This is a genomic window from Bradyrhizobium algeriense, from assembly GCF_036924595.1.
In the GTDB taxonomy this organism is placed as follows: Bacteria; Pseudomonadota; Alphaproteobacteria; order Rhizobiales; family Xanthobacteraceae; genus Bradyrhizobium; species Bradyrhizobium algeriense.
Genome location: NZ_JAZHRV010000001.1, coordinates 2,467,457 through 2,491,123, shown reverse-complemented (window position 1 = coordinate 2,491,123; position 23,667 = coordinate 2,467,457). Strand labels below are relative to the sequence as shown.

Sequence of the window (23,667 nt, the reverse complement as noted above, 5' to 3'; positions counted from 1 at the left end):
TCAGGCGGCGAAGGAGTTCCGTCGCCCGTTCACTATCTGGTCGGCCTCGGTGACGATCCTGTCAACGATTTCGGCTGCCGGCGGGATATCATGGATCAGCCCGACCGCTTCGCCCGCGATGACGGCGGCAATATCGAAATTACCCGCGGCCCTCGCAGCCGCATATTCGGCGGCGACCGCTTTGACGTTTTGCATGAGCTCGACCTCGTGCCCCATCCAGCGCCGCGCGTGATCGTTGATCAGGCAGCGGCCGGTGAACGGCGCCGGCCAGACATTGTTGCGCGAGAGATCGAAGATGATGCCGCGGACGCTGTTGCCGCTGGTCGCAGCGCAGATGCGCCGTTTCGCTTCCTCCGCGCCGTCGCATTCCTGACTGGCATAAAAGCGCGTGCCCAGTAGCACACCGGACGCACCCAGCATCATCATCGCCGCGAGCCCGCGACCATCGCCGATGCCGCCGGCCGCCGCGACCGGTACCCGGCCGGCTGCAAGATCGACGATCGCCGGCACAATGTCGATCGTCGTCCGCGACGCGCCATGGCCGCCGGCCTCCGTTCCCTGCGCGATCAGAATGTCGGCACCTGCATCGAGGGCCTGCCGCGCCATCGTCTCGTCCTGCACCTGACAGATCAGCAGTGCGCCCGACGACTTGATGCGCGGCGCGAAGGGCCTTGGGTCGCCGAACGAAAGCATGATCGCGCGCGGACCGGCTTCAAGCGCGATGTCGAGCAGCGCCGGCTGCGTTGCAAGGCTCCAGGTGATGAAGCCGATGCCGAAAGGATCAGAGACATCGGCGAGCCTGGCCGTCTCCTGCTCGAGCCATGCCCGGTCACCATAGCCGCCACCGAGAATACCAAACCCGCCTGCGGTGCTGACCGCCTTGGTGAGACGCGCGCCCGCGATGACGTCCATCGGCGCCGACAGGATCGGATGCCGGATGCCCAAACGAGCGGTCAACGGTGTCGATATCGGCATGTCCCTTCCCCGAGGTCGTGGACAGCCAGATTAGACCGAACTATCATTCTCTAAAAATGAATACTAGAGAATTCAGACATCTCTAAAATGAAACGGAACGTCCCATGGAGCTGAGCGATCTCCTGACCTTTTCGACCGTCGCACGCCTGGGCGGCATCACCCGCGCCGCCGAAGAACTCAACACCGTGCAGTCCAACGTCACCCAACGCGTGAAGGCGCTCGAAGCCGAGATCGGCACCGCGCTGTTCGAGCGGCACAGCCGCGGCATGACGTTGACCGGCGCCGGCCGCCGGCTGCTACCCTATGCGCAGCGGATGGCCGCGCTGTCACGTGAGGCTCTCTTGGCCGCGCGCGACGATGGCGAGCCGAAGGGACCGCTCGCGATCGGGTCGATGGAGACGACGGCGGCGGTGCGCCTGCCCTCGCTGCTCGCCGAATTCCATCGCCGTTTCCCGGCGGTGCGGCTGAGTCTGCGGACCTCGACGACGGCCGAATTGGTGGCCGGTGTGCTCAATGGTACATTCGACGGCGCGTTCGTCGCAGGCCCGATCGATCATGCCGAACTCGATGCGACGGTTGCCTTCCGCGAAGAACTGGTGCTGGTCACAGCGCGGCGATGGGCGAGCCTCGCCGCCCTGCGCGCGGGCACGCCGGAATCGGGGCCGACCGCGCTGGTGTTCCGCACCGGCTGCACGTACCGCCAGCGGCTCGAGCAGATTTTTTCGGAATTCGGCTGGCCGTCTTCCGCGCGGTTCGAACTCGGTACGCTCGATGGCATGATCGGCTGCGTCGCCGCCGACATGGGCGTGACGATGCTGCCGCGCGCCGTGGTCGGGCGGAACGACACCGTCAGCATCCACACGCTGAATCCTGCGCAGTCCAAGGTCGAGACGCTCTTCATCACCCGCCGCGCTGCCCATCAATACAGCGCCCTGCAGGGCTTTGCTTCCTGCCTGAGCGGCAATGGCGAGGTTATTGCCGCCTGATACTCCAGCGCCGCGCCGCGACGCCGGCCCAGATCGCCTCGACCAGCCCGAACGGCCAGGCGCCCTGCAGAAATCCGTAAACTGAGCCGAGCCCGCAAGCTCCGGCGAAGGCGAGGATGTACCAGTGGCTGCGATCTTCCAGCGCGTAAGCCACCAGCATCGCGGTCACTGCGAACAGGCCGAACAGGCTAAGCGCATCCATCGTCTTCTCACTCCACTTTTCGTTCCGCCCTGCGAAACGACTTCGCCATATTTTCGCAACAAGCCGCTTTGCGCTGCACGCTTCCGCGCTACGGCGATTGTTTTCAAGCCAACTGAAGCGCTGCGCGCTGCGACGTTAGTATGAGGCGCTAGTTGCCAAAAACCATAACGTCAACATCTGGGAGGGACTGCGATGCGCCTTGCATTCGTATTGAGCTGTTCTGTTGCCTTGTTCGGTACGGTCGGAACGGCAAGCGCTCAGGATTGGACCAATTCGAAATGGGGACCGAACGACGAGATCGGCGCCGCCAATTACATGAAGCCTGAGCTCGTCGTGAAGGCGGCGGGTTTGGTCAAGACCGGCAAGACCTACGCGCTCGGCATTCCCGACGACACCAAGACTCCGGCCTACCCTCCTCGATCCTTCAAGATTACGGTGGTGCAGCCCGGTCAGGCCGGCATTCCCGGCTTGGGACCGAGTAAGACCACCTATAATGACGACATCATCGAGGGCTGGGTCGGCGTCGGCAGCCAGCTCGACGGCCTCGGCCATATCGGCGTCGAGCACGTTTATTACAACGGCAACAAGCTGCTCGATTTCGCCGATCCCACCGGATTGAAAAAGCTCGGTGTCGAAAAGATCCCGCCGATGGTGACGCGCGGCGTGCTGCTCGACATGGCGGCTCATTACGGTACCGACGTGGTCAAGGAAGGCACCGCCTTTAACACCAAGGAGATCGAGGAAGTTGCGAAGAAGCAGGGCGTCGAAATCCGCCAGGGCGACGTCGTGATCTTCCACACCGGCTGGCTGAGCCTGATCGGCAAGGACGACAAGCGCTTTGGCGCCGGCGAACCCGGGCTCGGCGTCGAAGGAGCCAAGTACCTCGCCGGCAAGGGCGTGGTTGCCATCGGTGCAGATACGTGGGGTCTCGAAGCGGTCCCGTTCGAGACCAAGAACATCTTCGAGGTGCACCAGATCCTGTTGCCGATGAACGGGACCTACATCCTCGAAAACATGGACACGGCCGAACTGGCCAAGGACAAGGCCTATGAGTTCCTGTTCGTGCTCGGCCAGCCGCGGTTCAAAGGCGGCGTGCAGAGCATGATCAACCCGGTCGCGATCCGGTAACACCACATCTGCAGGCGGCGTGGCGTTCTCGCATGGACGCCACGCCGTGATCGGCTTTGCGCGCATGACGGGCCGGTGTTATGCGGGGTCATGCCCGCCCCCATCCTTCCCCTGATCGAAGCTGTCACGCATTGGCCCGAGCGCGGTGCCCTGATCGGCCTCGATCTCGGCACCAAGACCATCGGCGTCGCCGTGTCCGACCCCGACCGGCGGCTGGCGACCGGCGTCGAGACCATCAAGCGCAAGGCCTTCAAGGCCGATGCGGCGCGGCTCCTGGCGATATCGGGCGAACGCAACGCGGTCGGCTTTGTGCTCGGCCTGCCCATCAACATGGACGGCAGCGAGGGGCCGCGTGCGCAATCGACCCGGGCCTTTGCCCGTAATTTTTCTGGCCTCACCGGTCTTGCCATCGCGCTGTGGGACGAGCGGCTCTCGACGGCTGCCGTTGAGCGTGAATTGATCGGCATGGACGTTTCCCGCGCCCGCCGCGCCGAGGTGATCGACGAGCATGCCGCGATCTTCATCCTGCAGGGTGCGCTGGACCGGCTGACAAAGCTGCGCAGGGACGCTTAAGCATGGCGGTCATCAGCGCGGCGCTACTGCCGGTGTTTTTTCTCATCGTGCTCGGCTTCTTCCTGAAGCGGACCTTGATACGGCCTGAGGCGCAGTGGCATGGGCTGGAACGGCTGACCTACTACGTGCTGCTTCCGGTCCTGCTGATCCAGACGCTGGTGAAGGCCGACCTCACCAGGGTGCCGCTGGCCGGCGTCGGAGGCGCGCTGCTACTGTCGGCGCTCGCGATGTCACTGCTGTGTCTTGCGCTGCGTCCCCTGCTCGCCCGCGCCGCAGTCGATGGTCCCGCCTTTACCTCGATCTTCCAGGGCGCGACGCGCTGGCAGACCTATGTGGCGCTCGCCGTCTCCGGCAGTCTGTTCGGCGACCTCGGGCTGGCGCTGGCGTCCGTCGCGATGGTCGCCATCATCCCGCTGGTCAACGTGCTCAGTGTCGCGGTGCTTGCCCATTACGCCTCGCCGGAAAAGCGCTCGGCCGGTTCGATTGTCGTGACGGTATTGAGCAATCCGCTGATCTGGGCCTGCGCGATCGGGCTGGCGCTCAACGTCATGCATATTCCGCTGCCCAAACTCTGGCACGAGGTGGCGGATGCGCTCGGCCGCTCCTCGCTCGCCATCGGGCTGCTGGTAACCGGCGCCGGCCTGCATCTCGAAGGCCTGTTCAGGCCGAGCCTTGCCGCCGGCGTCGCGGTGTTCCTCAAGCTGGTGCTGATGCCGGTGATCGCGGTCGCGTTGGCGTTGCAATTCGGACTTGCCGATTCCAACCTCGCGGTCGTGACAGTCTGTTCGGCGGTGCCTACGGCGTCAAGCGCCTACGTGCTGGCCCGGCAAATGGGCGGCGACGCACCGCTATTGGCGCAGATCATCACCCTGCAGACGATTCTGGCGGCGGTGACGATGCCGATCGCGATTGCGCTCGCTGCGATGTGCTAGCCCGATCCCGCCAGCCAGAACGTCTGGATCGTCGCGGCCAGATTATTGATGCCGTGCAGGACGATCGTCAGCCAGGTGGAGTTCATGCGGTAGCGGAGATAGCCCAGCAGCACGCCGATCGAAAACACCTCGCCGAAGAAGAACCAGTCGTACTGCAGATGCAGCGAGGTCCAGGCCAGCGACGACAGGAAGATGGCGCCGGCGACGCCGAGCTTTGATTCCGACCAGCCGCGGTAGAGAAACCCGCGCGAGAATATCTCTTCCCACATCGGCGCGGCGACGCAGAACGCGATCACCAGAAGCCACAGCGCGCCGTCGGCCTGCGCGGATTTCAGCACCTCGCCCATGAAGCCCGGCGTCACCTCGCGTCTGAGCGCCCGCGACAGCAGGTCCCAGACGCCGACAAGGATGGCCAGGGCCGCGACGCCGATGAAGAAATTGCGCCATGAGGTCCAGCGCAGCGCCAGATAATCGGTAAAAGATATGCGCGTCGGACGGATCGCGATCCATGTCGCCAATAGCACGGCGGGCAATCCCAGGATGACCGAGAGCGAGATGGTCAGGCCGCTGCCGACGACACGGATCGCTTCGGCGACATCGAACGACCCGCCCTGCCGCAGCACGAAGTAGACGATGACAGCGACCTGGCCGAGGAACATCGCGGCGAAGATGAACAGGCCCCACAGCGTCGTACCCCAGAATTTCCAGACGCGTGGCGGCCGCTGATCGGGGATCGCGGGCGGAACTTCGATCGGGCTGGCGGAAGTGAGGGAGTCCATCAATCAACTTTCCAGGTGTCGTCATGGCGGGCATCCACGTCTCGCTTCCGCGCGGAAACAAAGGACGTGGACGGCCGGGGCCATGACGGATGATACGTATTCACGGCAGCGCGCGCTTCAGCAGGCCGCTTATGTCGCCATGGGCCAGGTCCACCGCGCCGTACATGCCGGCGTGATTCCCGGCAAGGCGCGTGGCTGCGAACAAATGTGCATGCCGCGACGACACGGCATTGAGCGCGGCAGAAGCCGCCAGCAGCGCCAGCCTTTCGACCGCCAGCCGCGCCACACGCTCGCTGTCCGGCCGCCGGAACGCCTTGCCGATAAAGGTGATGACCTCACCCGCGCCAGGTAATCCAAGCGTCTCGCCGGTCAGTTCATGCACGATGCTGGACGCCACTTCCGGCTCACGCGACAGCGCACGGAGGACGTCGAGGCACATCACATTGCCGGAGCCTTCCCAGATCGCATTGACCGGCGCCTCCCGGTAATGCCGCGCCAGAATGCCCTCCTCGACGTAACCATTGCCGCCGAGGCACTCCATCGCCTCATAGAGAAAGCCCGGCGCGCTCTTGCAAACCCAGTATTTGATGGCGGGCGTCAGCAGCCGCATATAGGCGGCCTCCTTGGCGTCAACGGGCGCGCGATCGAACGACCGGCAGAGCCGCATCACCAGCGCGACCGTGGCCTCGACATGCAGCGCCATGTCCGACAGCACCGCCTGCATCAGCGGCTGATCGGCGAGATGTTTTTGGAACACGCTGCGATGCCGCGCGTGATGCAGCGCATGTGCGAGGCCCGATCGCATCAGGCCGGCGGACGCAATCGCGCAATCCTGCCGCGTCAACTGCACCATCTGGATGATGGTGCGGATGCCCTTGCCCTCGGCGCCGATGCGCTCGGCATAGGCGCCGTGAAACTCGACTTCGGACGACGCGTTGGAGCGGTTGCCGAGCTTGTCCTTCAGGCGCTGGAACCGGATCGCGTTGATCGACCCATCCGGCGCAAAGCGCGGCATCAGGAAGCAGCTCAATCCCTCCTCGGCCTGCGCCAGCACCAAGAAGGCGTCGCACATCGGCGCCGACATGAACCATTTATGCCCGGTGATACGGTAGGCGCCGCCATCGCGCTCCGCGCGCGTCATGTTGGAGCGCACGTCAGTGCCGCCCTGCTTCTCGGTCATGCCCATGCCAAGCGTCATGCCGCGCTTGGTCCACCACGGCGCAAACGCCGGATCGTAGGATCGCGCGCCCAGCACCGGCATCACCCTGGCCAGCAGATCGGGCTGTTCCGCCAGCGCGGCGACGGAGGCCCGCGTCATGGTGACCGGGCAGAGATGCCCGGTCTCGACCTGCGAGGCGATATAAAATTTCGCCGCGCGTATCACCTCCGACGCCCCGCCGGCGGGCTTGCCGTCGGCCGTCCACGTCGAATTGTGCACGCCCGCATGTGCACTACGCGCCATCAGCTCGTGATAGGCCGGGTGAAACTCGACCTCGTCGCGCCGGTTGCCGCGCGCATCGGACGTCCGCAGTTTCGGCGTGTTCTCGTTGGCGACGCGGCCGCGTTCCGCCATCGCCGCCGAGCCCCAATGCTTGCCGAACTCCGACAGTTCGCCCTCGGCCGAAGCCCCGCCATTGGCGGCGACCGCCTCGACCAGCGGCCGGTCGACCGCATAGAGATCGATATCTTCGAACGGCGGCGACTGGTTGAAGACCTCGTGGGTCGCGAATGCTGCCTGGCTCATGGCTGGTCCTGGAACCCGTGAATTACTTCCGCTGGGTGATCGGGAAATCATAGGCCTGCCTGCCCGCCCCGGGCAGCGAAAAGTGCCACCACTCCTTCGAATAGTTTACAAATCCTCGCCGCGCCATCACCTGAACCAGCTTCTCCCGCCAGCGGCGCTGGGCTGCGGTGATGGATTTCGCCGCCGTGTGCGACTTGACGTCGGAACAGTCGTAGCCCGTGCCCATGTCGACGCTGCCGTCCGGCGCGCGAAGGTTCACGTTGGCGGTGCAGTCGCCATAGTCCTTGGTGGAATTGAAGGTGGCCGAATTGTCGGCTTTCAAATCGACCAGCGTGAGATCGAGCGCGGCGCCGGTGGAATGACCGGAGCGTTCGGCGATGTAGCCGAGCCGAAACAGGTCGTCCTTGCTGAACGACGGGTTGTAGCGTTTTCCGGCCACCGTCTCCTTGCCATCGCGCGACCAGGCCACCATGTCGGCAACCGCGCGCGTCGGCCGGTAGCAATCGAACATCTTCAGCGACAGGTTCTGCAGCGCGAGCTCGTCCTGAACGCTCTTCAGCAGCGCGCCAACCTCGCGCTTCACCACGCATTCGGGCGCCTCATAGCCCCTGAGCGGACGGCCGACGAAGTTGTTGGAGCCGGCGTAACGCAGATCCTGGATGATGGTCGGATCGACGTCGCGCAGATAGACGAAACCGGACGGCAACTTCTGCGCCTGCGCAGCGGTGCCCGTGAGACAGCTTGCCGCCAATATGGCCGTGAGCACTATGCGCGCTCTCACTTCCTTACTCGTGCGGATCACTGCACCCGCTCCGAACTGACCACCAGCTTCGTGATCGCGGTATCCATGTATCTGTTGCCGGCCAACGCGCTTCTCGGCCATGGCCGGCGTGGCTGCTATCCCTGCGAGGCAGGCGATGGTACCCGCCAGCATCCGCGAAGCGATCCGGATGCATTGAATGAAATGCCGCACGTTTTGCCCAGCCCGATGCACCGTGCGCCATCCTAGCTGAATCGCTCGTCAGGGCCTACCGTCCGGCCGTCTACCCTGCCGCCGAAGCGCTAGTGGATAAGTCCGGACGCCGGATTTGACGCTTGCCCTGCATGGCATCTCTGCCTATAGCAAGGCTTTAATGACCCCTGCATCGAAATCGACCTTCGTCCTCGGTCACCGGCATCTGCTGGGAATCGAGGGACTTTCCGCTGCCGATATTACCGGCCTGCTCGACCTTTCCGAGGAATATGTCGAGCTCAACCGCCAGGTGGACAAAAAGCGCACTTCCTTGCGCGGTCGCACCCAGGTGAACCTGTTTTTCGAGGCCTCGACCCGCACCCAATCCTCGTTCGAACTGGCGGGGAAACGGCTCGGCGCCGACGTCATGAACATGTCGGTATCCTCATCCTCGATCCGCAAGGGCGAGACGCTGATGGACACCGCGGTGACGCTCAACGCCATGCACCCGGATATCCTGGTAGTGCGGCACCACGCCTCCGGCGCGGTGGAACTTCTGGCGCGCAAGGTTGACGGTTCCGTGATCAATGCCGGCGACGGCGCCCACGAGCATCCGACCCAGGCGCTCTTGGACGCGCTGACCATCCGCCGGAATAAAGGCCGGCTGGAAGGGCTCGTGATCGCGATCTGCGGCGACGTGATGCATTCCCGCGTGGCGCGCTCCAATATCCTCTTGCTCAACACCATGGGCGCTCGCGTCCGCGTCGTCGCCCCCTCCACGCTGTTGCCGCGCGGCATCGAGCGGATGGGCGTCGAGGTCGCGCGCGACATGCGCGAGGGCCTCAATGGTGCCGATATCGTGATGATGCTGCGGCTGCAGCGCGAGCGCATGAACGGCTCCTTCGTGCCGTCGAGCCAGGAGTATTTCCATTATTTCGGTCTCGACCAGAAGAAACTGGCTTACGCCAAACCGGATGCGCTGGTGATGCATCCGGGGCCGATGAATCGCGGTGTGGAGATCGACTCGATCGTGGCGGACGGCGCGCAATCGCTGATCCGCGAACAGGTGGAAATGGGAGTGGCGGTGCGGATGGCGGTGCTCGAAGCGCTCGCCCGCAACCTGCCGAACGCGTGAGACCATGCTGACTGATCGACGCCCCATTCTGCTCGCCAATGCCCGCGTCGTCGATCCCTCCCGGGATTTCGACGGGCCCGGCGACGTCCTGATTGCCGACGGTACGATCCGCGACTCCAAGCGCGGCATCGGCGCGGCCGGCGTGCCCGAAGGCACCGACATTATCAATTGCGCCGGCAAGATCGTCGCCCCCGGGCTGATCGACATGCGCGCCTTTGTCGGCGAGCCCGGCGCCAGCCACCGCGAAACCTTTGCCTCCGCCAGCCAGGCGGCTGCCGCCGGCGGCATCACCACCATCATCTGCCAGCCGGATACTTCGCCCGTCATCGACAATTCGGCGACGGTGGACTTCGTGCTGCGCCGTGCCCGTGACACCGCGATCGTCAACATCCACCCGATGGCCGCGCTGACAAAAGGCCTGGGCGGCCAGGAGATGACGGAGATCGGGCTGTTGAAGGCCGCCGGCGCGGTGGCCTTCACCGATGGCGACAAGAGCGTCACTAACGCGCAGGTGATGCGCCGGGCACTCACCTATGCCCGTGATTTCGACGCGCTGATCGTGCACCACACCGAGGATCCTGATCTGGTCGGCGAAGGCGTGATGAACGAGGGAGAGTTCGCAGCGAGGCTCGGCCTGGCCGGCATTCCCAATGCGGCCGAAGCCGTGATGCTCGAGCGCGACATGCGCCTCGTGGCGCTGACCGGCGGGCGCTATCACGCCGCCTCGCTGTCCTCGCTGGAGTCGCTGGAAATCCTCAAGCGCGCGCGCGACGCCGGCCTCTACGTCAGCGCCTCCGTGTCGATCAACCATGTCACGCTGAACGAAAACGATATCGGTCCCTATCGGACCTTCCTGAAACTGTCGCCGCCGCTGCGCACCGAGGAGGACCGCCTCGCGCTGGTCGCCGCCCTCGCCTCCGGCCTGGTCGACGTCGTGATGTCCGACCACAACCCGCAAGACGTCGAGGTCAAGCGGCTGCCGTTTGCCGAGGCCGCTGCCGGCGCGGTCGGGTTGCAGACCATGCTGCCGGCGGCGCTGCGGCTGATTCACAATGGCGAGATGGATTTCAAGACGCTGATCCGGGCGATGTCGACCCGGCCTGCGGAACTGCTCGGCCTGCCCGGCGGCTCGCTGCGCGCGGGTTCCCCGGCCGACGTCGTCGTGATCGATCCCGATACGCCATGGGTGCTCGATCCCGCCGACCTCAAATCGCAGTGCAAGAACACGCCGTTCGATGAAGCCCGCTTCTCGGGGCGCGTCGTGCGTACTATCGTGGGCGGGCGGACGGTCTATGAACATGTCTGATTCGTGCGAAACGGGCCGCGGTGGGAGCTACCGCCATGTCTGACGCATTCCTCATCGTCGCCTTCCTGCTCGGCTATCTCTTCGGCTCAATCCCGTTCGGCATGGTGCTGACCAAGCTTGCCGGTACGCAGGATCTGCGCTCGATCGGAAGCGGCAATATCGGCGCCACCAACGTGCTGCGCACCGGCCGCAAGGGCCTCGCCGCGGCCACCCTGATCGGCGACATGCTCAAGGGCACGATCGCGGTCATCATCGCCGGCTATTACGGCGGCGCCAATGCGGCGATGCTGGCCGCGCTCGGCGCCTTCCTCGGCCACCTTTTCCCGGTCTGGCTCAAATTCAACGGCGGCAAGGGCGTTGCCACCTATATCGGCGTGCTGATCGGCCTGTTCTGGCCGGCAGCCCTGATGTTCTGCCTGATCTGGCTCGCCACCGCCGTCACCACTCGGTACTCCTCGCTCTCGGCGCTGGTCGCAGCCTTCGTCACGCCGCTGTTCCTGTGGTGGTTCGGCCACCCGGCGCTGGCGTCACTGTTCGTCGTGCTGACGCTGCTCCTGTTCTGGAAGCACAGCGAGAACATCAGGCGGTTGCAGGCCGGGACTGAGGGACGGATCGGGGCGAATTAGCGCCACTTCCGCCGCAGAGCCACCTCCACAAACCGCGCCGCCGCCAGCGCTTCGGCATCGGCGCCGTATCGTGCAATCACCTGCACGCCGACCGGCAAGCCACCGTCCGCGATGAGCGCGGGAACATTGACGCAGGGCACGCCCATCAGCGTCCATAGCCGGTTGTAACGGGCGTCACCGGTCGAATCCAAACCCTGTGGCGCAGCGCCGGGCGCCGACAAGGTCAGCAGCACATCGACCTCTTCGAACACTTTCGCCAGTGCGTGTCTGGCGCGGCTCGCAACACCCATGGCCTCGTCATAGGCGGCCGGTGCCGTCCCCTTGCTTTCGTCGAGCCGTGCGCGCAACAGCGGCGCCATCGCGTCGTAGTTTTCGCGGTACTCCCAGGCGAGCGCCTGATGCGCCTCGAATTCCTGGATCACCGAATGGGCCTGCCACGCCTCCGCAACGATTTCGTGCAAATCAACCCCATGCACAGTAGCGCCGGCGCGTTCCGCCGCGCGCGCCGCAATCTGCAGCGCCTCCCCGCCCGACACCTCCGGCGCACCGGCGAAATCCTGCGTCACGATGCCGATGCGCGGCGTCGGAATGCTTGATGGCAGCAACAATTCAGGCCGGCCGGTCATAGCGGCAAGCCCGCGCGCCACGTCGTCGACGCCGGCAGCGAACAGGCCGACCGTATCGAGCGTCCACGAATAGCACTTCACGCCGACCGTCGGCAGCAGGCGGTACGACGGCTTGATCGCGGCGACGCCGCAGAATGAGGCCGGCCGGATCACCGAGCCGCCGGTCTGTGTTCCCAGCGCGAGCGGGATCATGCCGGCCGCCACCGCCGCCGCCGAACCCGATGACGATCCACCGGGCGTGTGGCCGTGGTTGTGCGGGTTGAGCGTCGGTGTCGGATCCACGGAGGCGAATGCCGTGGTCGTGGTCTTGCCCACGATGGTTGCGCCCGCCTGCTTCAGCATCATTACCACAGCCGCATCGCCGCGCGACCGATATCCCCGGTAGATCGGCGAGCCCATCTCGGTCGGGAAATCCGCCGTATCCATGATGTCCTTGATGCCGACCGCAATGCCGCGCAGCGGCCCGGCGCTTTGCGCGCGCGGATTTTCGTCCCGGCAAACGAAGGCGCCGATGGACTTTTCATGCGCACTGGTTGCTGCGAGCGACTGCGCGATGGCGTCGTCGGGTGAAAGTTCGCCGGCATCGATGCGGCGCTGAAGTTCGGCGAGTGAGATCATGAAGGCATTCCTGTGATGAGGACGCAGGTTACGGAGGGCCTTGGCATGGAGCAAGCGTAACACCCATCACAATCAAACAGGTTGATCACAATCTCAGGTTGGGCAATGCTGCTACCCGCATGCATGACCGGACACAACTCACGCCCCATCTCACCGAGACCGACCGGATCGACCGGCTGCGGCTGATCCGCAGCGACAATGTCGGGCCGCGAACCTTTTATTCGCTCCTCAATCATTTCGGTAACGCGCGCGCGGCTCTGGAGCGGTTGCCCGATCTGGCGCGCCGCGGCGGTGCCGCGCGTTCAGGGCGCATCTGCAGCGAGGAGCAAGCGCGGGCCGAGATCGCCGCGGCGAAAAGGATCGGCGTCACGCTGGTCGCGCCCGGCGAAGCCGCCTATCCCCCGCGGCTGGCGACGCTTGAGGATGCGCCTCCTTTGCTCGGCGTGCGTGTGCGCGCCGCGCCCGACGTCCTGATCCGGCCGATAATCGCGATCGTCGGCTCGCGCAACGCTTCCGGGGCCGGGCTGAAATTCGCCGGCCAGTTGGCGCGCGAGCTTGGCGAGGCCGGCTTCGTCGTCATCTCAGGCCTGGCGCGCGGCATCGATCAGGCCGCGCATCGCGCGACGGTCGAAAGCGGCACAGTCGCGGTGTTGGCCGGCGGTCACGACCGGATCTATCCGCCGGAGCACGGCGACTTGCTCGCCGCCCTGCTCGATCAAGGCGGCGCGATTTCCGAAATGCCGCTCGGCCATGTGCCGCGCGCCCACGATTTTCCCCGGCGCAACCGCCTGATCTCGGGCGCGTCGCTCGGCGTCGTCGTGATCGAAGCCGCGCATCGCTCGGGATCGCTGATCACGGCGCGGATGGCCGCCGAACAGGGCCGCGAAGTGTTCGCGGTGCCCGGCTCACCGCTCGACCCGCGCGCCGCCGGCACCAATGATTTGATCAAGCAGGGTGCAACCCTGGTTACGGAAGCCAGTGACGTCATCAACGCGGTGGGGCCGATCATGGAGCGGCCGGTCGTGCTCGAGGCGCGCGAGGGCGATGACGAGCCACTCGATTTCGACATCGATCCGGGCGTGCGCGCACGCATCGTGACGCTGCTCGGGCCGAGCCCGGTCAGCCTCGACGATCTGATCCGGATGTCGGGCCTCTCGCCCAGCATCGTGCGCACGGTGCTGCTGGAGCTCGAACTGGCCGGCCGGCTGGAGCGCCATGGCGGCGGGCTGGTGTCAATAGTCTGATCAAGCCTTGCTGTCGCGCGCGTCGAACTTGGTCCGCGCACGCTGGATCTCCGGCTGATGCTCGATGGCCCACTTGCCGAGCGCCTTCACTGGCGTGGACAAGCCGCGCCCGAGATCGGTCAATTCATAGTCTACCCGCGGCGGAATGGTCGGAAACACCGTTCGCGTCACGAGACCATCCCGTTCGAGTCCGCGCAGCGTCAGCGTCAGCATCCGCTGCGAGATGCCGCCGATCATGCGCTTGATCTCGTTGAAGCGCTTCGGGCCATCGCCGAGCATCATGATCACGAACACGCTCCATTTGTCGCCGACGCGCGCCAGGACGGAGGCCGCGCCGCGGCAGTCACTGTCGAGGTGAGGACCGGGTGGAAAGGCAGGCACAATCTTGTGCTCGGGTCTCATGGCTGTGCTCGGGTGTAAAAAATGTGCGTTCTTGCAGGGTTTTGCCACGGTCACTCATATAGCGCCAGTTACAAATCTATACCAAAGGGTGACACCAACCATGAAACTTCTGCACATCGACTCCAGCGTTCTCGGGCCCCACTCGGTCAGCCGCCAGGTTTCCGCCGCCATCGTCGAAAGGCTGCGCAATTCCAATCCGGGCCTTGAGGTCAGCTATCGTGACCTCACGCTCACACCGCTGGCCCATCTATCTGGCTCCCACCTCGCCGCCGGCCAAGGGGCGACGCCAGAGGCCGGCCTGCAGGCTGACATCGCCGCTGGCCAGATCGTGCTGGAAGAGTTTCTGGCGTCAGACACCGTCGTGATAGGCGCCCCCATGTACAACTTCACGATTCCAAGCCAGCTCAAGGCCTGGATCGACCGCATCCTGGTCGCGGGCAAGACGTTCAAGTACGGCGCGCAAGGCGTCGAAGGTCTGGCCGGCAACAAGCGCGTCATCGTCGCGATCTCGCGCGGCGGCTTCTATGGCCCCGGCACGCCGGCCGCGGTCGGCGAGCACCTGGAAACCTATTTGCGCTGGGTGTTCGGCTTCATCGGCATCAAGAATCCGGAATTCATTTCCGCCGACGGCATCCAGGTCGGTCCCGAACATCGCGAAAAGGCCGTGGCCGGCGCGCTGAAAGCCGCAGGCGATCTGAACGCCGCCTGAGTTGAGGCAATGGCGGCTGCCGTCGCCGCCCGACGGCAGCCGCTCAAATCAGAAGACGCCGTTCATGCGCAGCAGCACGATAATCAAGGAGACCAGGAGACCGACACCGGAAAACAGCGCGATCGAAACAAATTGCGCGGTGTCCGAATTTTCCGCCGGGGTCGAGGAGATGCCAGTGGTTTTCGGCACGGTTGCACCCACCCGTTTTTGGTTGCGAGACTCCTGCCTCGAAATCTCCAACAGCCAAACCCATGGTTCAATGCGCGTTCTGGCTCAGCGCCAATCCGCCGCAGGGCATCGAAGCGGGCCAGCGACCGAGATCATGAGACCGCCGGCCGGCTTCGATATTGCCGGGATATGCCCTACCCCCGATAGATCGGCGCGCCGCTCGGCGAGGCCGTGGCGCCGCCGTCGACGAACAGTTCCTGCCCCTGCACATGCGCGGAATCGTCCGAAGCGAGGAACAGCACCGTCTTCGAGATATGATCGGGTTCCCCGATGCGGCCGAGCGGCGTGGTTGCGCCGATGCGCTTCTCGAATGCCTTCTCGGCTTCGGGCGTCGCCAGCGCAGCGCCCCAGATCGGAGTACGGATTGCCCCCGGCGAGACCACGTTGACGCGGATATTGCGTGGCGAGAGTTCGGACGCCATCACCCGCGCCATTGCGCGCACACCGGCCTTGCTCGCCGCATAGGCTGAATAGCCGGGATTCCCGAGCACCGAGATCACTGAACCGTTCAGGATGATGGAGGCGCCGTCGTTGAGATGCGGGACTGCGGCCTGCACGGTGAAGAACACGGCAGTGACGTTGGTTTGGATCACCTTCTCAAAGGTTTCGAGCGTAGCGGCACCAAGCGGCGTACCGCCCGCGATGCCGGCATTGGCAAAAATGACGTCGAGCTTGCCGAATTTCGCAACCGCCTGCTTGATTGCAGCTTCCGTCGCCGCGATGTCGGTGGCATCGGCGACGATGGCGAGCGCATTCGGACCAAGTTCTTTCGCAGCCGCTTCCAGCGTCTCCTTGTTGCGCCCTGTTATGGCGACCCTGGCCCCCTCGGCCACGAACAGTCTTGCGGTCGCAAGCCCGATGCCGCTGTTGCCCCCTGTGATCAACGCCGTCTTGTTTGCGAGCCTCATGGCCGCCTCCAATGGTTGCATTATTAAACTAGGTTGCCTACCTAGGGCATCTGGTTTAATATTGCAACTGCACAAGACTGTGATCTACGCGCAGCGCGTTTTCGACGGAGCCGCCATGGTGAAACGGACCAGCTTTGAACACGATGACTGCCCAGTCGCGCGCGCGCTGGATGCGATCGGAGATTGGTGGTCGATTCTAATCATTCGCGAAGCGCTGTTCGGGGTCAGCCGCTTCAGCGAATTCCAGAAGAAGCTGGGCCTCGCCAAGAACATCCTCACGGTGCGGCTGCGCGCGCTGGTCGACCAGGGCATCCTGCAGACCGCGCCCGCCGCCGACGGCAGCGCGTATCAGGAATATCTGCTGACGCCGAAGGGGCGCGGCGTCTTCCCGATCCTGGTCGCTTTGCGGCAATGGAGCGAGGAGTTCGACGAGCGCCCGGAAGAGATCGCCACCATCCTCGTCGACAAGGAGAAGGGCCGGCTGGTTCGCAAGCTCGAACTCCATTCGCAGGACGGGCGGCTATTGGGTATGGACGATACCGCGCTGAAGCCGCGGCCGGCGGGCAAGCAAGGCAGGCGGGCTATAGCCTAATCGGATTCTTCTCCCTCTCCCGTTCTGAACATTCTTACGGGGAGAGGGTTGGGGTGAGGGGCCGCCGCGAGCACCACCGCCAATTGATAGACCGGTACCCCCTCACCCGGATCGCCGATGGCGATCCGACCTCTCCCCGCAAGCGGGGCGAGGTAAACGAGGTGCGCACTCACGACAGCTTGTGTTTGCTCCTTGTGCGCAGGCGCTCTTCCGCCTCGAGTTGCGCCATGCCAAGCAGATGACTGAGCACCTCCAGCCGATGGCGCTCCGCCAGCTTGACCAGTTCGGCAACGGTCTCCGCTATAAAGGCAACGGCCTCGTCGGGGCCGCCCTCCTCGCCTCGTTGATCGCTTCGTTCATCGGTTGGCGATTTCCGACGCTTGCCTGAAGCTTTTCGCTTCCGGCCGCCTGCAGCCTTGCTCAAAAAATTTGCATCCTAACGCGACACAAAGTATTGCCCAGAAATAACCCCTTTGATGGCGCAACTCTAGGGCGTATTTCGCAACTCCACAGATATAAGTCGACCCCAAAAGGTTCCCTAACGGCATTTGTAGATTTGACAGGGGCCGCCTCACCACCCATGTTCGGGTCCAATCGGTGGGCCGCGAGTCTCGCGGAACCCGCCTTTATCTTTTCCCGTAAGCCATTGGAATGACATGAATATCGTCATCGTGGAGTCGCCGGCGAAAGCCAAGACTATCAACAAGTATTTGGGCGCCTCCTACGAGGTTCTGGCCTCGTTCGGCCATGTCCGCGACCTCCCCGCTAAAAATGGTTCCGTCGATCCGGACGCGAATTTTCAGATGATCTGGGAGGTTGACCCGAAGGCGGCCGGCCGACTCAACGACATCGCCAAGGCGCTGAAGGGCGCCGACCGCCTGATTCTCGCAACCGACCCTGATCGCGAGGGCGAAGCGATCTCCTGGCACGTGCTGGAGGTGATGAAAGAAAAGCGCGCGCTGAAAGATCAAAAGATCGAGCGCGTGGTGTTCAACGCCATCACCAAGCAGGCCGTGACCGATGCGATGAAGGCGCCGCGCCAGATCGACGGCGCGCTGGTCGACGCCTATATGGCGCGCCGCGCGCTGGATTATCTGGTCGGCTTCACGCTCTCGCCGGTACTGTGGCGCAAGCTGCCGGGCGCGCGCTCGGCAGGCCGCGTGCAGTCGGTCGCGCTGCGGCTGGTCTGCGACCGCGAACTCGAGATCGAAAAATTCGTTCCGCGCGAATACTGGTCGCTGGTGGCGACGCTGACCACGCCGCGCGGCGACAGCTTTGAGGCGCGCCTCGTCGGCGCCGACGGCAAGAAGATCCAGCGTCTCGACATCGGTTCCGGAGCCGAAGCCGAGGACCTCAAGAAGGCCATTGAAGCCGCGAACTTCACGGTTTCGACCGTCGAAGCAAAGCCCGCGCGCCGCAATCCGCAGGCGCCCTTCACCACCTCGACGCTGCAGCAGGAAGCCAGCCGCAAACTCGGCTTCGCGCCCGCGCACACCATGCGGATCGCGCAGCGGCTCTATGAAGGTATCGATATCGGCGGCGAGACCACCGGCCTCATCACCTATATGCGAACCGACGGCGTGCAGATCGACGGCTCCGCGATCACGCAGGCCCGCAAGGTGATCGGCGAGGATTACGGCAACGCCTACGTGCCGGAGGCACCGCGCCAGTACCAGACCAAGGCCAAGAACGCGCAGGAAGCGCATGAAGCGATCCGCCCGACCGATCTGTCGCGACGGCCTGCTGAGATGCGCCGCCGCCTCGATACCGATCAGGCCAAGCTCTATGAGCTGATCTGGATCCGCACCATTGCGAGCCAGATGGAATCGGCCGAACTCGAACGCACCACCGTGGACATCGCCGCGAAGGCCGGCTCACGCGTGCTGGATCTGCGCGCCTCGGGCCAGGTCATCAAGTTCGACGGCTTCCTCGCGCTCTATCAAGAAGGCAAGGACGACGACGGCGAGGACGAGGATTCGCGCCGCTTGCCCGCCATGAGCGCGGGCGAAGCGCTAAAGCGCCAGGCGCTCGCCGTCACGCAACACTTCACCGAACCGCCGCCGCGCTTCTCCGAAGCATCGCTGGTCAAGCGGATGGAAGAGCTCGGTATCGGCCGTCCCTCGACCTACGCTTCGATCCTGCAGGTCTTGAAGGACCGCGGCTACGTCAAGCTCGAAAAGAAGCGGCTACATGGCGAGGACAAGGGCCGCGTCGTGGTCGCGTTCCTCGAGAATTTCTTCGCGCGCTATGTCGAGTACGACTTCACGGCGGCGCTGGAAGAACAGCTCGACCGCATCTCCAACAACGAGATTTCCTGGCAGCAGGTGCTGCAGGATTTCTGGATCGGCTTCATCGGCGCGGTCAACGACATCAAGGATCTGCGCGTCGCCGAAGTGCTGGACGCACTCGATGACATGCTGGGACCGCACATCTACCCCGCCCGCGCCGATGGCGGCGACATCAGGCAGTGTCCGACCTGCGGCACCGGCAGGCTCAACCTCAAGGCCGGCAAGTTCGGCGCCTTCGTCGGCTGCTCGAACTATCCGGAATGCCGCTACACGCGTCCGCTCGCCGCCGACAGCGAAGCGAGCGCCGACCGCGTTCTCGGCAAGGACCCGGAGACCGATCTCGACGTGACGGTGAAGGCCGGACGTTTCGGGCCCTATATCCAGCTCGGCGAACAGAAGGACTATGCCGAGGGCGAAAAGCCCCGGCGCGCCGGCATCCCGAAGAACATGTCGCCCGGCGACATGGAGCTTGAGCTCGCATTGAAACTGCTGTCGCTGCCGCGTGAAATCGGAAAACATCCGGAAACCGGCGAGCCGATCACTGCCGGCATCGGCCGCTTTGGCCCGTTCGTGCGTCACGAAAAGACCTATGCGAGCCTGGAAGCCGGCGACGAGGTGTTCGACATCGGCCTCAATCGCGCGGTGACGCTGATTGCCGAGAAGATCGCAAAGGGCCCGAGCGGCCGCCGCTTCGGCGCCGATCCCGGCAAGCCGCTCGGCGAGCATCCGAGCCTTGGCGGCGTCGCTGTCAAGAACGGCCGCTATGGCGCCTACGTGACGGCCGGCGGCGTCAACGCCACGATCCCGAGCGACAAGACGCCGGACACTATTACGCTCGCTGAAGCCGTTGCGCTGATCGACGAGCGCGCCGCCAAGGGCGGCGGCAAGCCGAAGCGCGGCGCCAAGAAGAAGGCCGCGCCAAAGAAGGCAGCAGCCAAAGCTGCCGATCCCGGCGCGCCAAAGCCGGCCAAGAAGGCGGCAGTGAAGAAAGCCGCGGCGAAGCCGAAATCGGAAGCCGTCAGCAAGGCGCGCGCCCCGGTCGCATCCGCCGCCAAGACATCGGCGGCAAAGCCCGCACCCAAGACGCCTGCGAAGAAGAGCGCGGGCAAGGCCCGGGGATAAGTGAAGAGAAAACACGACAATGGTTTTCCAGGCCGGGACGCCATCGTCGCCTTTATCCGTGCGAATCCAGGCAAGATCGGCACGCGGGAAATCGCCCGCGAGTTCGGCCTGAAGAATGCCGACCGCGCTGAGCTAAAGCGCATCCTGCGCGAACTCGCCGACGAAGGCGCCATCGCCAAGCGCGGCCGGAAAATCCACGAGACGGCTCTCCTGCCCCCGACGGTGATCGCCGACATCACCGGCCGCGACACCGATGGCGAATTGCTCGCCACTCCCACCGAATGGGACACCGAGGAAAACGGCCCCGCGCCGAAGATACGCATCCACGTCCCGCGCCGTCTGCAACCCGGCACCGCCGCGGGTGTCGGCGACCGGGCCCTGCTGCGGATCGAAAAGGCTGATGATGGGGAGGTCGCCCCCTATCGCGGGCGCATCATCAAGATCATCGATCAGGCCCGCACGCGCCTGCTCGGCATTTTCCGCGACCTGCCTGGCGGCGGCGGCCGGCTCGTACCTGTCGACAAGAAGCAGGCCGGACGCGAATTGAACATCGCGCCGTCGGACACCGGCGGCGCCGAGGATGGCGACCTCGTCAGCGTCGATCTCATTCGCGGGCGCGGCTATGGCCTCGCCTCCGGCAAGGTGAAGGAGCGGCTGGGCTCGCTGTCGAGCGAAAAGGCGATCAGCCTGATCGCGATCCACGCCCACGAAATCCCGCAAGCGTTCTCGCCGAGCGCGGTGCGCGAGGCCGAGGCCGCCGAGCCTGCGGCACTGAAAGGCCGCGAGGACTGGCGCGAGCTGCCGCTCGTCACCATCGATCCGCCCGACGCGAAAGATCATGACGACGCTGTGCATGCCGCGCTCGACCCCGATCCGAACAACAGAGGCGGCTACATCGTCCATGTCGCGATTGCCGACGTCGCCTTCTATGTGCGGCCCGGCTCAGCGCTCGATCGTGACGCGCTGACGCGCGGCAACTCGGTGTATTTCCCCGATCGCGTGGTGCCGATGCTGCCCGAGCGCATCTCCAACGATCTCTGCTCGCTGGTGCCAGGCCAGCCACGCGGCGCGCTCGCGGTGCGGATGGTGATCGGCCCCGATGGCCGCAAGCGTTCGCACAGCTTTCATCGCGTGCTGATGCGCTCAGCCGCCAAGCTGCACTATGCGCAGGCGCAGGCCGCCATCGATGGCCGTCCCGACGATACCACCGGCCCGCTGCTGGAACCGATCCTGAAGCCGCTCTACACAGCCTATGCGCTGGTAAAACTCGCGCGCGACGAGCGCGATCCGCTCGACCTCGATCTGCCTGAACGAAAAATCCTGCTCAAGGCTGACGGGTCAGTCGACCGCGTCATCGTACCGGAGCGGCTCGACGCGCACCGCTTGATCGAGGAATTCATGATCCTCGCCAACGTCGCCGCGGCCGAAATGCTTGAAAAGAAGGCGTTGCCGCTTATCTATCGGGTGCACGACGAGCCGACCCTGGAGAAGGTTCATAACCTCCAGGAATTCCTGAAGACGCTTGACCTGCCGTTCGCGAAGACGGGTGCGTTGCGCCCTTCCTTGTTCAATCGAGTGCTCGTTCAGGTTCGCGGCGAGGACTACGAACCGCTGGTCAACGAGGTGGTGCTGCGCTCGCAGGCGCAGGCGGAATATTCGGCGGAGAATTACGGCCATTTCGGCCTCAACCTTCGCCGCTACGCGCATTTCACCTCACCGATCAGGCGATACGCTGACCTGATCGTGCATCGCGCGCTGATCCGCGCGCTCGGCCTCGGCGAAGGCGCGTTGCCGGAAGCCGAAACGCTGGAGACGCTCAGCGAAGTCGCGGCGCAGATTTCCGTGACCGAGCGTCGTGCCATGAAAGCGGAACGCGAGACAGCGGATCGGCTGATCGCGCATTTCCTCGCCGACCGCATCGGCGCGACGTTTCAGGGCCGTATTTCCGGTGTGACCCGCGCCGGCCTGTTTGTGAAGCTTTCGGATACCGGCGCCGACGGGCTAATCCCGATCCGCACGCTCGGCACCGAGTACTACAATTACGACGAAACGCGTCATGCGCTCGTCGGCTCACGCAGCGGTGCCATGCACCGATTGGGTGACGTTGTCGACGTGCGTCTGGTAGAAGCAGCGCCAGTGGCCGGCGCGCTGCGGTTCGAGTTGCTGTCGGAAGGCCAGGTCATTCCGCGCGGCAGAAAACGCGACGGCCCGAAAGCGCCGTCAAAATCGCATCCGGGCCGTAGCCCGCGCGACAAGGTTCGCAAGCCCCACAAGGGCAAGTCCGGCAAAGCCAAGCCGGGCAAATCGAAGAAAGGCAAGTCATGGAAACGGTAAGTCCTGCGACATGGACCCGGGATACCGGACACGCCGAGAAGCGCGATCTGTGGGCTGCGATGAAGCGCGGTTTTCGTTGCCGCTGCCCGCGCTGCGGCGAAGGCAAGATGTTTCGCGCTTTCCTGAAGACCGCCAACAATTGCTCGAAATGCGGGCTCGATTTCACCCCGCATCGGGCCGACGATTTGCCGGCCTATCTCGTGATCGTCGTCGTCGGCCACATCGTGGTACCGGCGGCGCTGTGGATCGAAACCAATTACTCGCCCGCGGTGTGGCTGCAACTGGCGATCTACCTGCCGCTCACCTTCATTTCATCGCTGCTATTGTTGCAGCCGATCAAGGGCGCGGTGGTCGGCTTCCAGTGGGCATTACGCATGCATGGCTTTGACGAGAATGCCCCTGGCGACATTCCGCCGGTCTAGCTAAAGCGGGCACAACAAGAGCACCAAAAATGGGGATGGGATGAACGACGCCGCGACCGCCGTACAAGAAGGAAAAGAAGCCGATCACCATCCCTATTTCCGGCCCAAGGATGCAGCCACGCTGATCCTGATCGATCGCTCCGGCGACAAGCCGAAGGTTCTGGTCGGCAAGCGCCACGACAAGGTGGTGTTCATGCCGGGCAAATATGTTTTTCCCGGCGGCCGCGTCGACAAGTCGGACAATCGCATTCCTGTTGCCGCGCCGATTTCCGGAGAACTCGAAACCAACCTGCTCAAGGGTAGCCCGAAGATCGCACCTTCCCGCGCGCGTGCGCTCGCGGTTGCCGCGATCCGCGAAGCCTGCGAGGAAACCGGTCTCTGCCTCGGCCGCAAGGTTGAAAAACCCGTAAAACTCGAAGGTGCCTGGAAGCCGTTCACGGAAGCGGGCCTGCTGCCCGATCCATCCGGCCTGTTTCTGATCGCGCGCGCCATCACCCCGCCCGGCCGCGTCCGCCGTTTCGACACACGCTTCTTCACTGCTGATGCTTCGGCCATTGCCCATCGGGTCGAAGGCGTGATCCACGCCGATGCCGAACTCGTCGAACTGGTGTGGGTCGAGATTGGCTCGCAGCCGCTCGCCGATGCGCATGCCATGACCAAGAACGTGCTCGCCGAACTCGACCGCCGCCTCGCCACCGGTCCGCTGCGCCACGATGCACCGGTGCCGTTCTTTCATTTCTACGGCGGCAAGATGCAGAAGGACGTGCTGGGGGCGTAGCCTAGCCTTCGCTCCCTCCCCGTCATTGCGAGCGCAGCGAAGCAATCCATCTATCCCC

24 protein-coding genes are annotated in these 23,667 nt (G+C 64.5%); 14 read left to right on the top strand and 10 right to left on the bottom strand.

From position 1 onward, the window contains the following. Positions 1-975: an NAD(P)H-dependent flavin oxidoreductase gene (locus V1286_RS12160; protein WP_334479822.1), complete on the bottom strand. Its 975-nt coding sequence runs from the start codon at positions 973-975 to the stop codon at positions 1-3. A 104-nt stretch (positions 976-1,079) separates the two neighbouring features. Here V1286_RS12160 and V1286_RS12155 point away from each other — a divergent pair, with 104 nt between their 5' ends. Next, positions 1,080-1,961, top strand: coding sequence for a LysR family transcriptional regulator (locus V1286_RS12155; protein ID WP_334479820.1), 882 nt, complete (start codon positions 1,080-1,082; stop codon positions 1,959-1,961). On the opposite strand, the gene V1286_RS12150 is transcribed toward V1286_RS12155, so the two are convergent. After that, positions 1,948-2,163, bottom strand: coding sequence for a hypothetical protein (locus V1286_RS12150; RefSeq protein ID WP_334479817.1), 216 nt, complete (start codon positions 2,161-2,163; stop codon positions 1,948-1,950). The genes V1286_RS12155 and V1286_RS12150 overlap by 14 nt on opposite strands. 192 nt (positions 2,164-2,355) lie before the next feature. Here V1286_RS12150 and V1286_RS12145 point away from each other — a divergent pair, with 192 nt between their 5' ends. The 3 genes from V1286_RS12145 (at position 2,356) to V1286_RS12135 (ending at position 4,796) form a co-directional block, all read left to right on the top strand. Continuing rightward, positions 2,356-3,291 (top strand): cyclase family protein, encoded by a 936-nt coding sequence (locus V1286_RS12145; protein WP_334479815.1) that lies wholly within the window; start codon positions 2,356-2,358, stop codon positions 3,289-3,291. 90 nt (positions 3,292-3,381) lie between these two features. Beyond that, positions 3,382-3,864 carry a Holliday junction resolvase RuvX gene (ruvX, locus tag V1286_RS12140; RefSeq protein WP_334479813.1) on the top strand — a complete coding sequence of 161 codons (483 nt, stop codon included), beginning with the start codon at positions 3,382-3,384 and terminating at the stop codon, positions 3,862-3,864. Positions 3,865-3,866: 2 nt separating this feature from the next. Beyond that, positions 3,867-4,796 carry an AEC family transporter gene (locus V1286_RS12135; protein WP_334479810.1) on the top strand — a complete coding sequence of 310 codons (930 nt, stop codon included), beginning with the start codon at positions 3,867-3,869 and terminating at the stop codon, positions 4,794-4,796. Here V1286_RS12135 and V1286_RS12130 read toward each other — a convergent pair. From V1286_RS12130 to V1286_RS12120, 3 genes are all read right to left on the bottom strand, one after another. After that, positions 4,793-5,575 carry a CPBP family intramembrane glutamic endopeptidase gene (locus V1286_RS12130; RefSeq protein ID WP_334479808.1) on the bottom strand — a complete coding sequence of 261 codons (783 nt, stop codon included), beginning with the start codon at positions 5,573-5,575 and terminating at the stop codon, positions 4,793-4,795. The two genes, V1286_RS12135 and V1286_RS12130, sit on opposite strands and share 4 nt — an antisense overlap. Before the next feature lie 100 nt (positions 5,576-5,675). Next, entirely contained in the window at positions 5,676-7,319 is a 1,644-nt protein-coding gene (locus V1286_RS12125) for an acyl-CoA dehydrogenase family protein (RefSeq protein WP_334479806.1), read from the bottom strand. Positions 7,320-7,341: 22 nt separating this feature from the next. After that, a complete protein-coding gene (locus V1286_RS12120) occupies positions 7,342-8,100 on the bottom strand; it encodes a M15 family metallopeptidase (RefSeq protein ID WP_334479804.1) in 759 nt (252 codons plus the stop codon). 352 nt (positions 8,101-8,452) lie between these two features. Between V1286_RS12120 and V1286_RS12115 the strand changes: the two genes are divergently transcribed. From V1286_RS12115 to plsY, 3 genes are read left to right on the top strand one after another with little or no spacing between them, the layout of a single operon-like run. Next, complete coding sequence (locus tag V1286_RS12115) at positions 8,453-9,406, top strand: aspartate carbamoyltransferase catalytic subunit (protein ID WP_214493129.1); 954 nt, start codon at positions 8,453-8,455, stop codon at positions 9,404-9,406. A 4-nt stretch (positions 9,407-9,410) separates the two neighbouring features. Next, complete coding sequence (locus V1286_RS12110) at positions 9,411-10,712, top strand: dihydroorotase (protein WP_334479802.1); 1,302 nt, start codon at positions 9,411-9,413, stop codon at positions 10,710-10,712. Positions 10,713-10,747: 35 nt separating this feature from the next. After that, positions 10,748-11,338, top strand: a complete 591-nt coding sequence (gene plsY / locus V1286_RS12105; RefSeq protein WP_334479800.1) for a glycerol-3-phosphate 1-O-acyltransferase PlsY — start codon at positions 10,748-10,750, stop codon at positions 11,336-11,338. Here the strand turns inward: plsY and V1286_RS12100 are convergent. Further along, a complete protein-coding gene (locus tag V1286_RS12100) occupies positions 11,335-12,582 on the bottom strand; it encodes an amidase (RefSeq protein WP_334479798.1) in 1,248 nt (415 codons plus the stop codon). The genes plsY and V1286_RS12100 overlap by 4 nt on opposite strands. 119 nt (positions 12,583-12,701) lie before the next feature. Here V1286_RS12100 and dprA point away from each other — a divergent pair, with 119 nt between their 5' ends. Continuing rightward, entirely contained in the window at positions 12,702-13,826 is a 1,125-nt protein-coding gene (gene dprA / locus V1286_RS12095) for a DNA-processing protein DprA (RefSeq protein WP_334479796.1), read from the top strand. Here dprA and V1286_RS12090 read toward each other — a convergent pair whose 3' ends face one another. Continuing rightward, positions 13,827-14,228: a winged helix-turn-helix transcriptional regulator gene (locus tag V1286_RS12090; RefSeq protein ID WP_334479794.1), complete on the bottom strand. Its 402-nt coding sequence runs from the start codon at positions 14,226-14,228 to the stop codon at positions 13,827-13,829. Between the two features lie 100 nt (positions 14,229-14,328). Between V1286_RS12090 and V1286_RS12085 the strand changes: the two genes are divergently transcribed. Further along, on the top strand, positions 14,329-14,937 hold the full coding sequence (locus tag V1286_RS12085; RefSeq protein WP_334479793.1) for an FMN-dependent NADH-azoreductase: 609 nt from the start codon (positions 14,329-14,331) through the stop codon (positions 14,935-14,937). Between the two features lie 48 nt (positions 14,938-14,985). On the opposite strand, the gene V1286_RS12080 is transcribed toward V1286_RS12085, so the two are convergent. Together V1286_RS12080 and V1286_RS12075 are read right to left on the bottom strand one after the other, a co-directional pair. Beyond that, a complete protein-coding gene (locus V1286_RS12080; protein WP_190241909.1) occupies positions 14,986-15,126 on the bottom strand; it encodes a hypothetical protein in 141 nt (46 codons plus the stop codon). A gap of 173 nt (positions 15,127-15,299) precedes the next feature. Beyond that, entirely contained in the window at positions 15,300-16,073 is a 774-nt protein-coding gene (locus V1286_RS12075) for a glucose 1-dehydrogenase (RefSeq protein WP_334479790.1), read from the bottom strand. A gap of 115 nt (positions 16,074-16,188) precedes the next feature. Here V1286_RS12075 and V1286_RS12070 point away from each other — a divergent pair, with 115 nt between their 5' ends. Beyond that, positions 16,189-16,665 carry a winged helix-turn-helix transcriptional regulator gene (locus tag V1286_RS12070; RefSeq protein ID WP_334479789.1) on the top strand — a complete coding sequence of 159 codons (477 nt, stop codon included), beginning with the start codon at positions 16,189-16,191 and terminating at the stop codon, positions 16,663-16,665. A 169-nt stretch (positions 16,666-16,834) separates the two neighbouring features. On the opposite strand, the gene V1286_RS12065 is transcribed toward V1286_RS12070, so the two are convergent. After that, complete coding sequence (locus V1286_RS12065; protein WP_334479787.1) at positions 16,835-17,089, bottom strand: hypothetical protein; 255 nt, start codon at positions 17,087-17,089, stop codon at positions 16,835-16,837. Positions 17,090-17,321: 232 nt separating this feature from the next. On the opposite strand from V1286_RS12065, the gene topA reads away from it, so the two are divergent. The 4 genes from topA to V1286_RS12045 are packed head-to-tail and all read left to right on the top strand — an operon-like array spanning position 17,322 to position 23,609. Further along, entirely contained in the window at positions 17,322-20,075 is a 2,754-nt protein-coding gene (gene topA / locus V1286_RS12060; protein ID WP_334479786.1) for a type I DNA topoisomerase, read from the top strand. Continuing rightward, on the top strand, positions 20,076-22,409 hold the full coding sequence (gene rnr / locus V1286_RS12055; protein WP_334479783.1) for a ribonuclease R: 2,334 nt from the start codon (positions 20,076-20,078) through the stop codon (positions 22,407-22,409). Next, complete coding sequence (locus V1286_RS12050) at positions 22,397-22,831, top strand: DUF983 domain-containing protein (protein ID WP_334479781.1); 435 nt, start codon at positions 22,397-22,399, stop codon at positions 22,829-22,831. The genes rnr and V1286_RS12050 overlap by 13 nt, the downstream gene beginning before the upstream one ends. A 40-nt stretch (positions 22,832-22,871) precedes the next feature. After that, positions 22,872-23,609, top strand: coding sequence for an NUDIX hydrolase (locus V1286_RS12045; protein WP_334479779.1), 738 nt, complete (start codon positions 22,872-22,874; stop codon positions 23,607-23,609). The last annotated feature ends 58 nt before the right edge of the window (positions 23,610-23,667 follow it).

Coding starts and splice junctions, on each gene's coding strand:
- V1286_RS12160 (WP_334479822.1), bottom strand. CDS start 975: ATGCCGATATCGACACCGTTGACCGCTCGTTTGGGCATCCGGCATCCG.
- V1286_RS12155 (WP_334479820.1), top strand. CDS start 1,080: ATGGAGCTGAGCGATCTCCTGACCTTTTCGACCGTCGCACGCCTGGGC.
- V1286_RS12150 (WP_334479817.1), bottom strand. CDS start 2,163: ATGGATGCGCTTAGCCTGTTCGGCCTGTTCGCAGTGACCGCGATGCTG.
- V1286_RS12145 (WP_334479815.1), top strand. CDS start 2,356: ATGCGCCTTGCATTCGTATTGAGCTGTTCTGTTGCCTTGTTCGGTACG.
- ruvX (WP_334479813.1), top strand. CDS start 3,382: ATGCCCGCCCCCATCCTTCCCCTGATCGAAGCTGTCACGCATTGGCCC.
- V1286_RS12135 (WP_334479810.1), top strand. CDS start 3,867: ATGGCGGTCATCAGCGCGGCGCTACTGCCGGTGTTTTTTCTCATCGTG.
- V1286_RS12130 (WP_334479808.1), bottom strand. CDS start 5,575: ATGGACTCCCTCACTTCCGCCAGCCCGATCGAAGTTCCGCCCGCGATC.
- V1286_RS12125 (WP_334479806.1), bottom strand. CDS start 7,319: ATGAGCCAGGCAGCATTCGCGACCCACGAGGTCTTCAACCAGTCGCCG.
- V1286_RS12115 (WP_214493129.1), top strand. CDS start 8,453: ATGACCCCTGCATCGAAATCGACCTTCGTCCTCGGTCACCGGCATCTG.
- V1286_RS12110 (WP_334479802.1), top strand. CDS start 9,411: ATGCTGACTGATCGACGCCCCATTCTGCTCGCCAATGCCCGCGTCGTC.
- plsY (WP_334479800.1), top strand. CDS start 10,748: ATGTCTGACGCATTCCTCATCGTCGCCTTCCTGCTCGGCTATCTCTTC.
- V1286_RS12100 (WP_334479798.1), bottom strand. CDS start 12,582: ATGATCTCACTCGCCGAACTTCAGCGCCGCATCGATGCCGGCGAACTT.
- dprA (WP_334479796.1), top strand. CDS start 12,702: ATGCATGACCGGACACAACTCACGCCCCATCTCACCGAGACCGACCGG.
- V1286_RS12090 (WP_334479794.1), bottom strand. CDS start 14,228: ATGAGACCCGAGCACAAGATTGTGCCTGCCTTTCCACCCGGTCCTCAC.
- V1286_RS12085 (WP_334479793.1), top strand. CDS start 14,329: ATGAAACTTCTGCACATCGACTCCAGCGTTCTCGGGCCCCACTCGGTC.
- V1286_RS12075 (WP_334479790.1), bottom strand. CDS start 16,073: ATGAGGCTCGCAAACAAGACGGCGTTGATCACAGGGGGCAACAGCGGC.
- V1286_RS12070 (WP_334479789.1), top strand. CDS start 16,189: ATGGTGAAACGGACCAGCTTTGAACACGATGACTGCCCAGTCGCGCGC.
- topA (WP_334479786.1), top strand. CDS start 17,322: ATGAATATCGTCATCGTGGAGTCGCCGGCGAAAGCCAAGACTATCAAC.
- V1286_RS12050 (WP_334479781.1), top strand. CDS start 22,397: ATGGAAACGGTAAGTCCTGCGACATGGACCCGGGATACCGGACACGCC.
- V1286_RS12045 (WP_334479779.1), top strand. CDS start 22,872: ATGAACGACGCCGCGACCGCCGTACAAGAAGGAAAAGAAGCCGATCAC.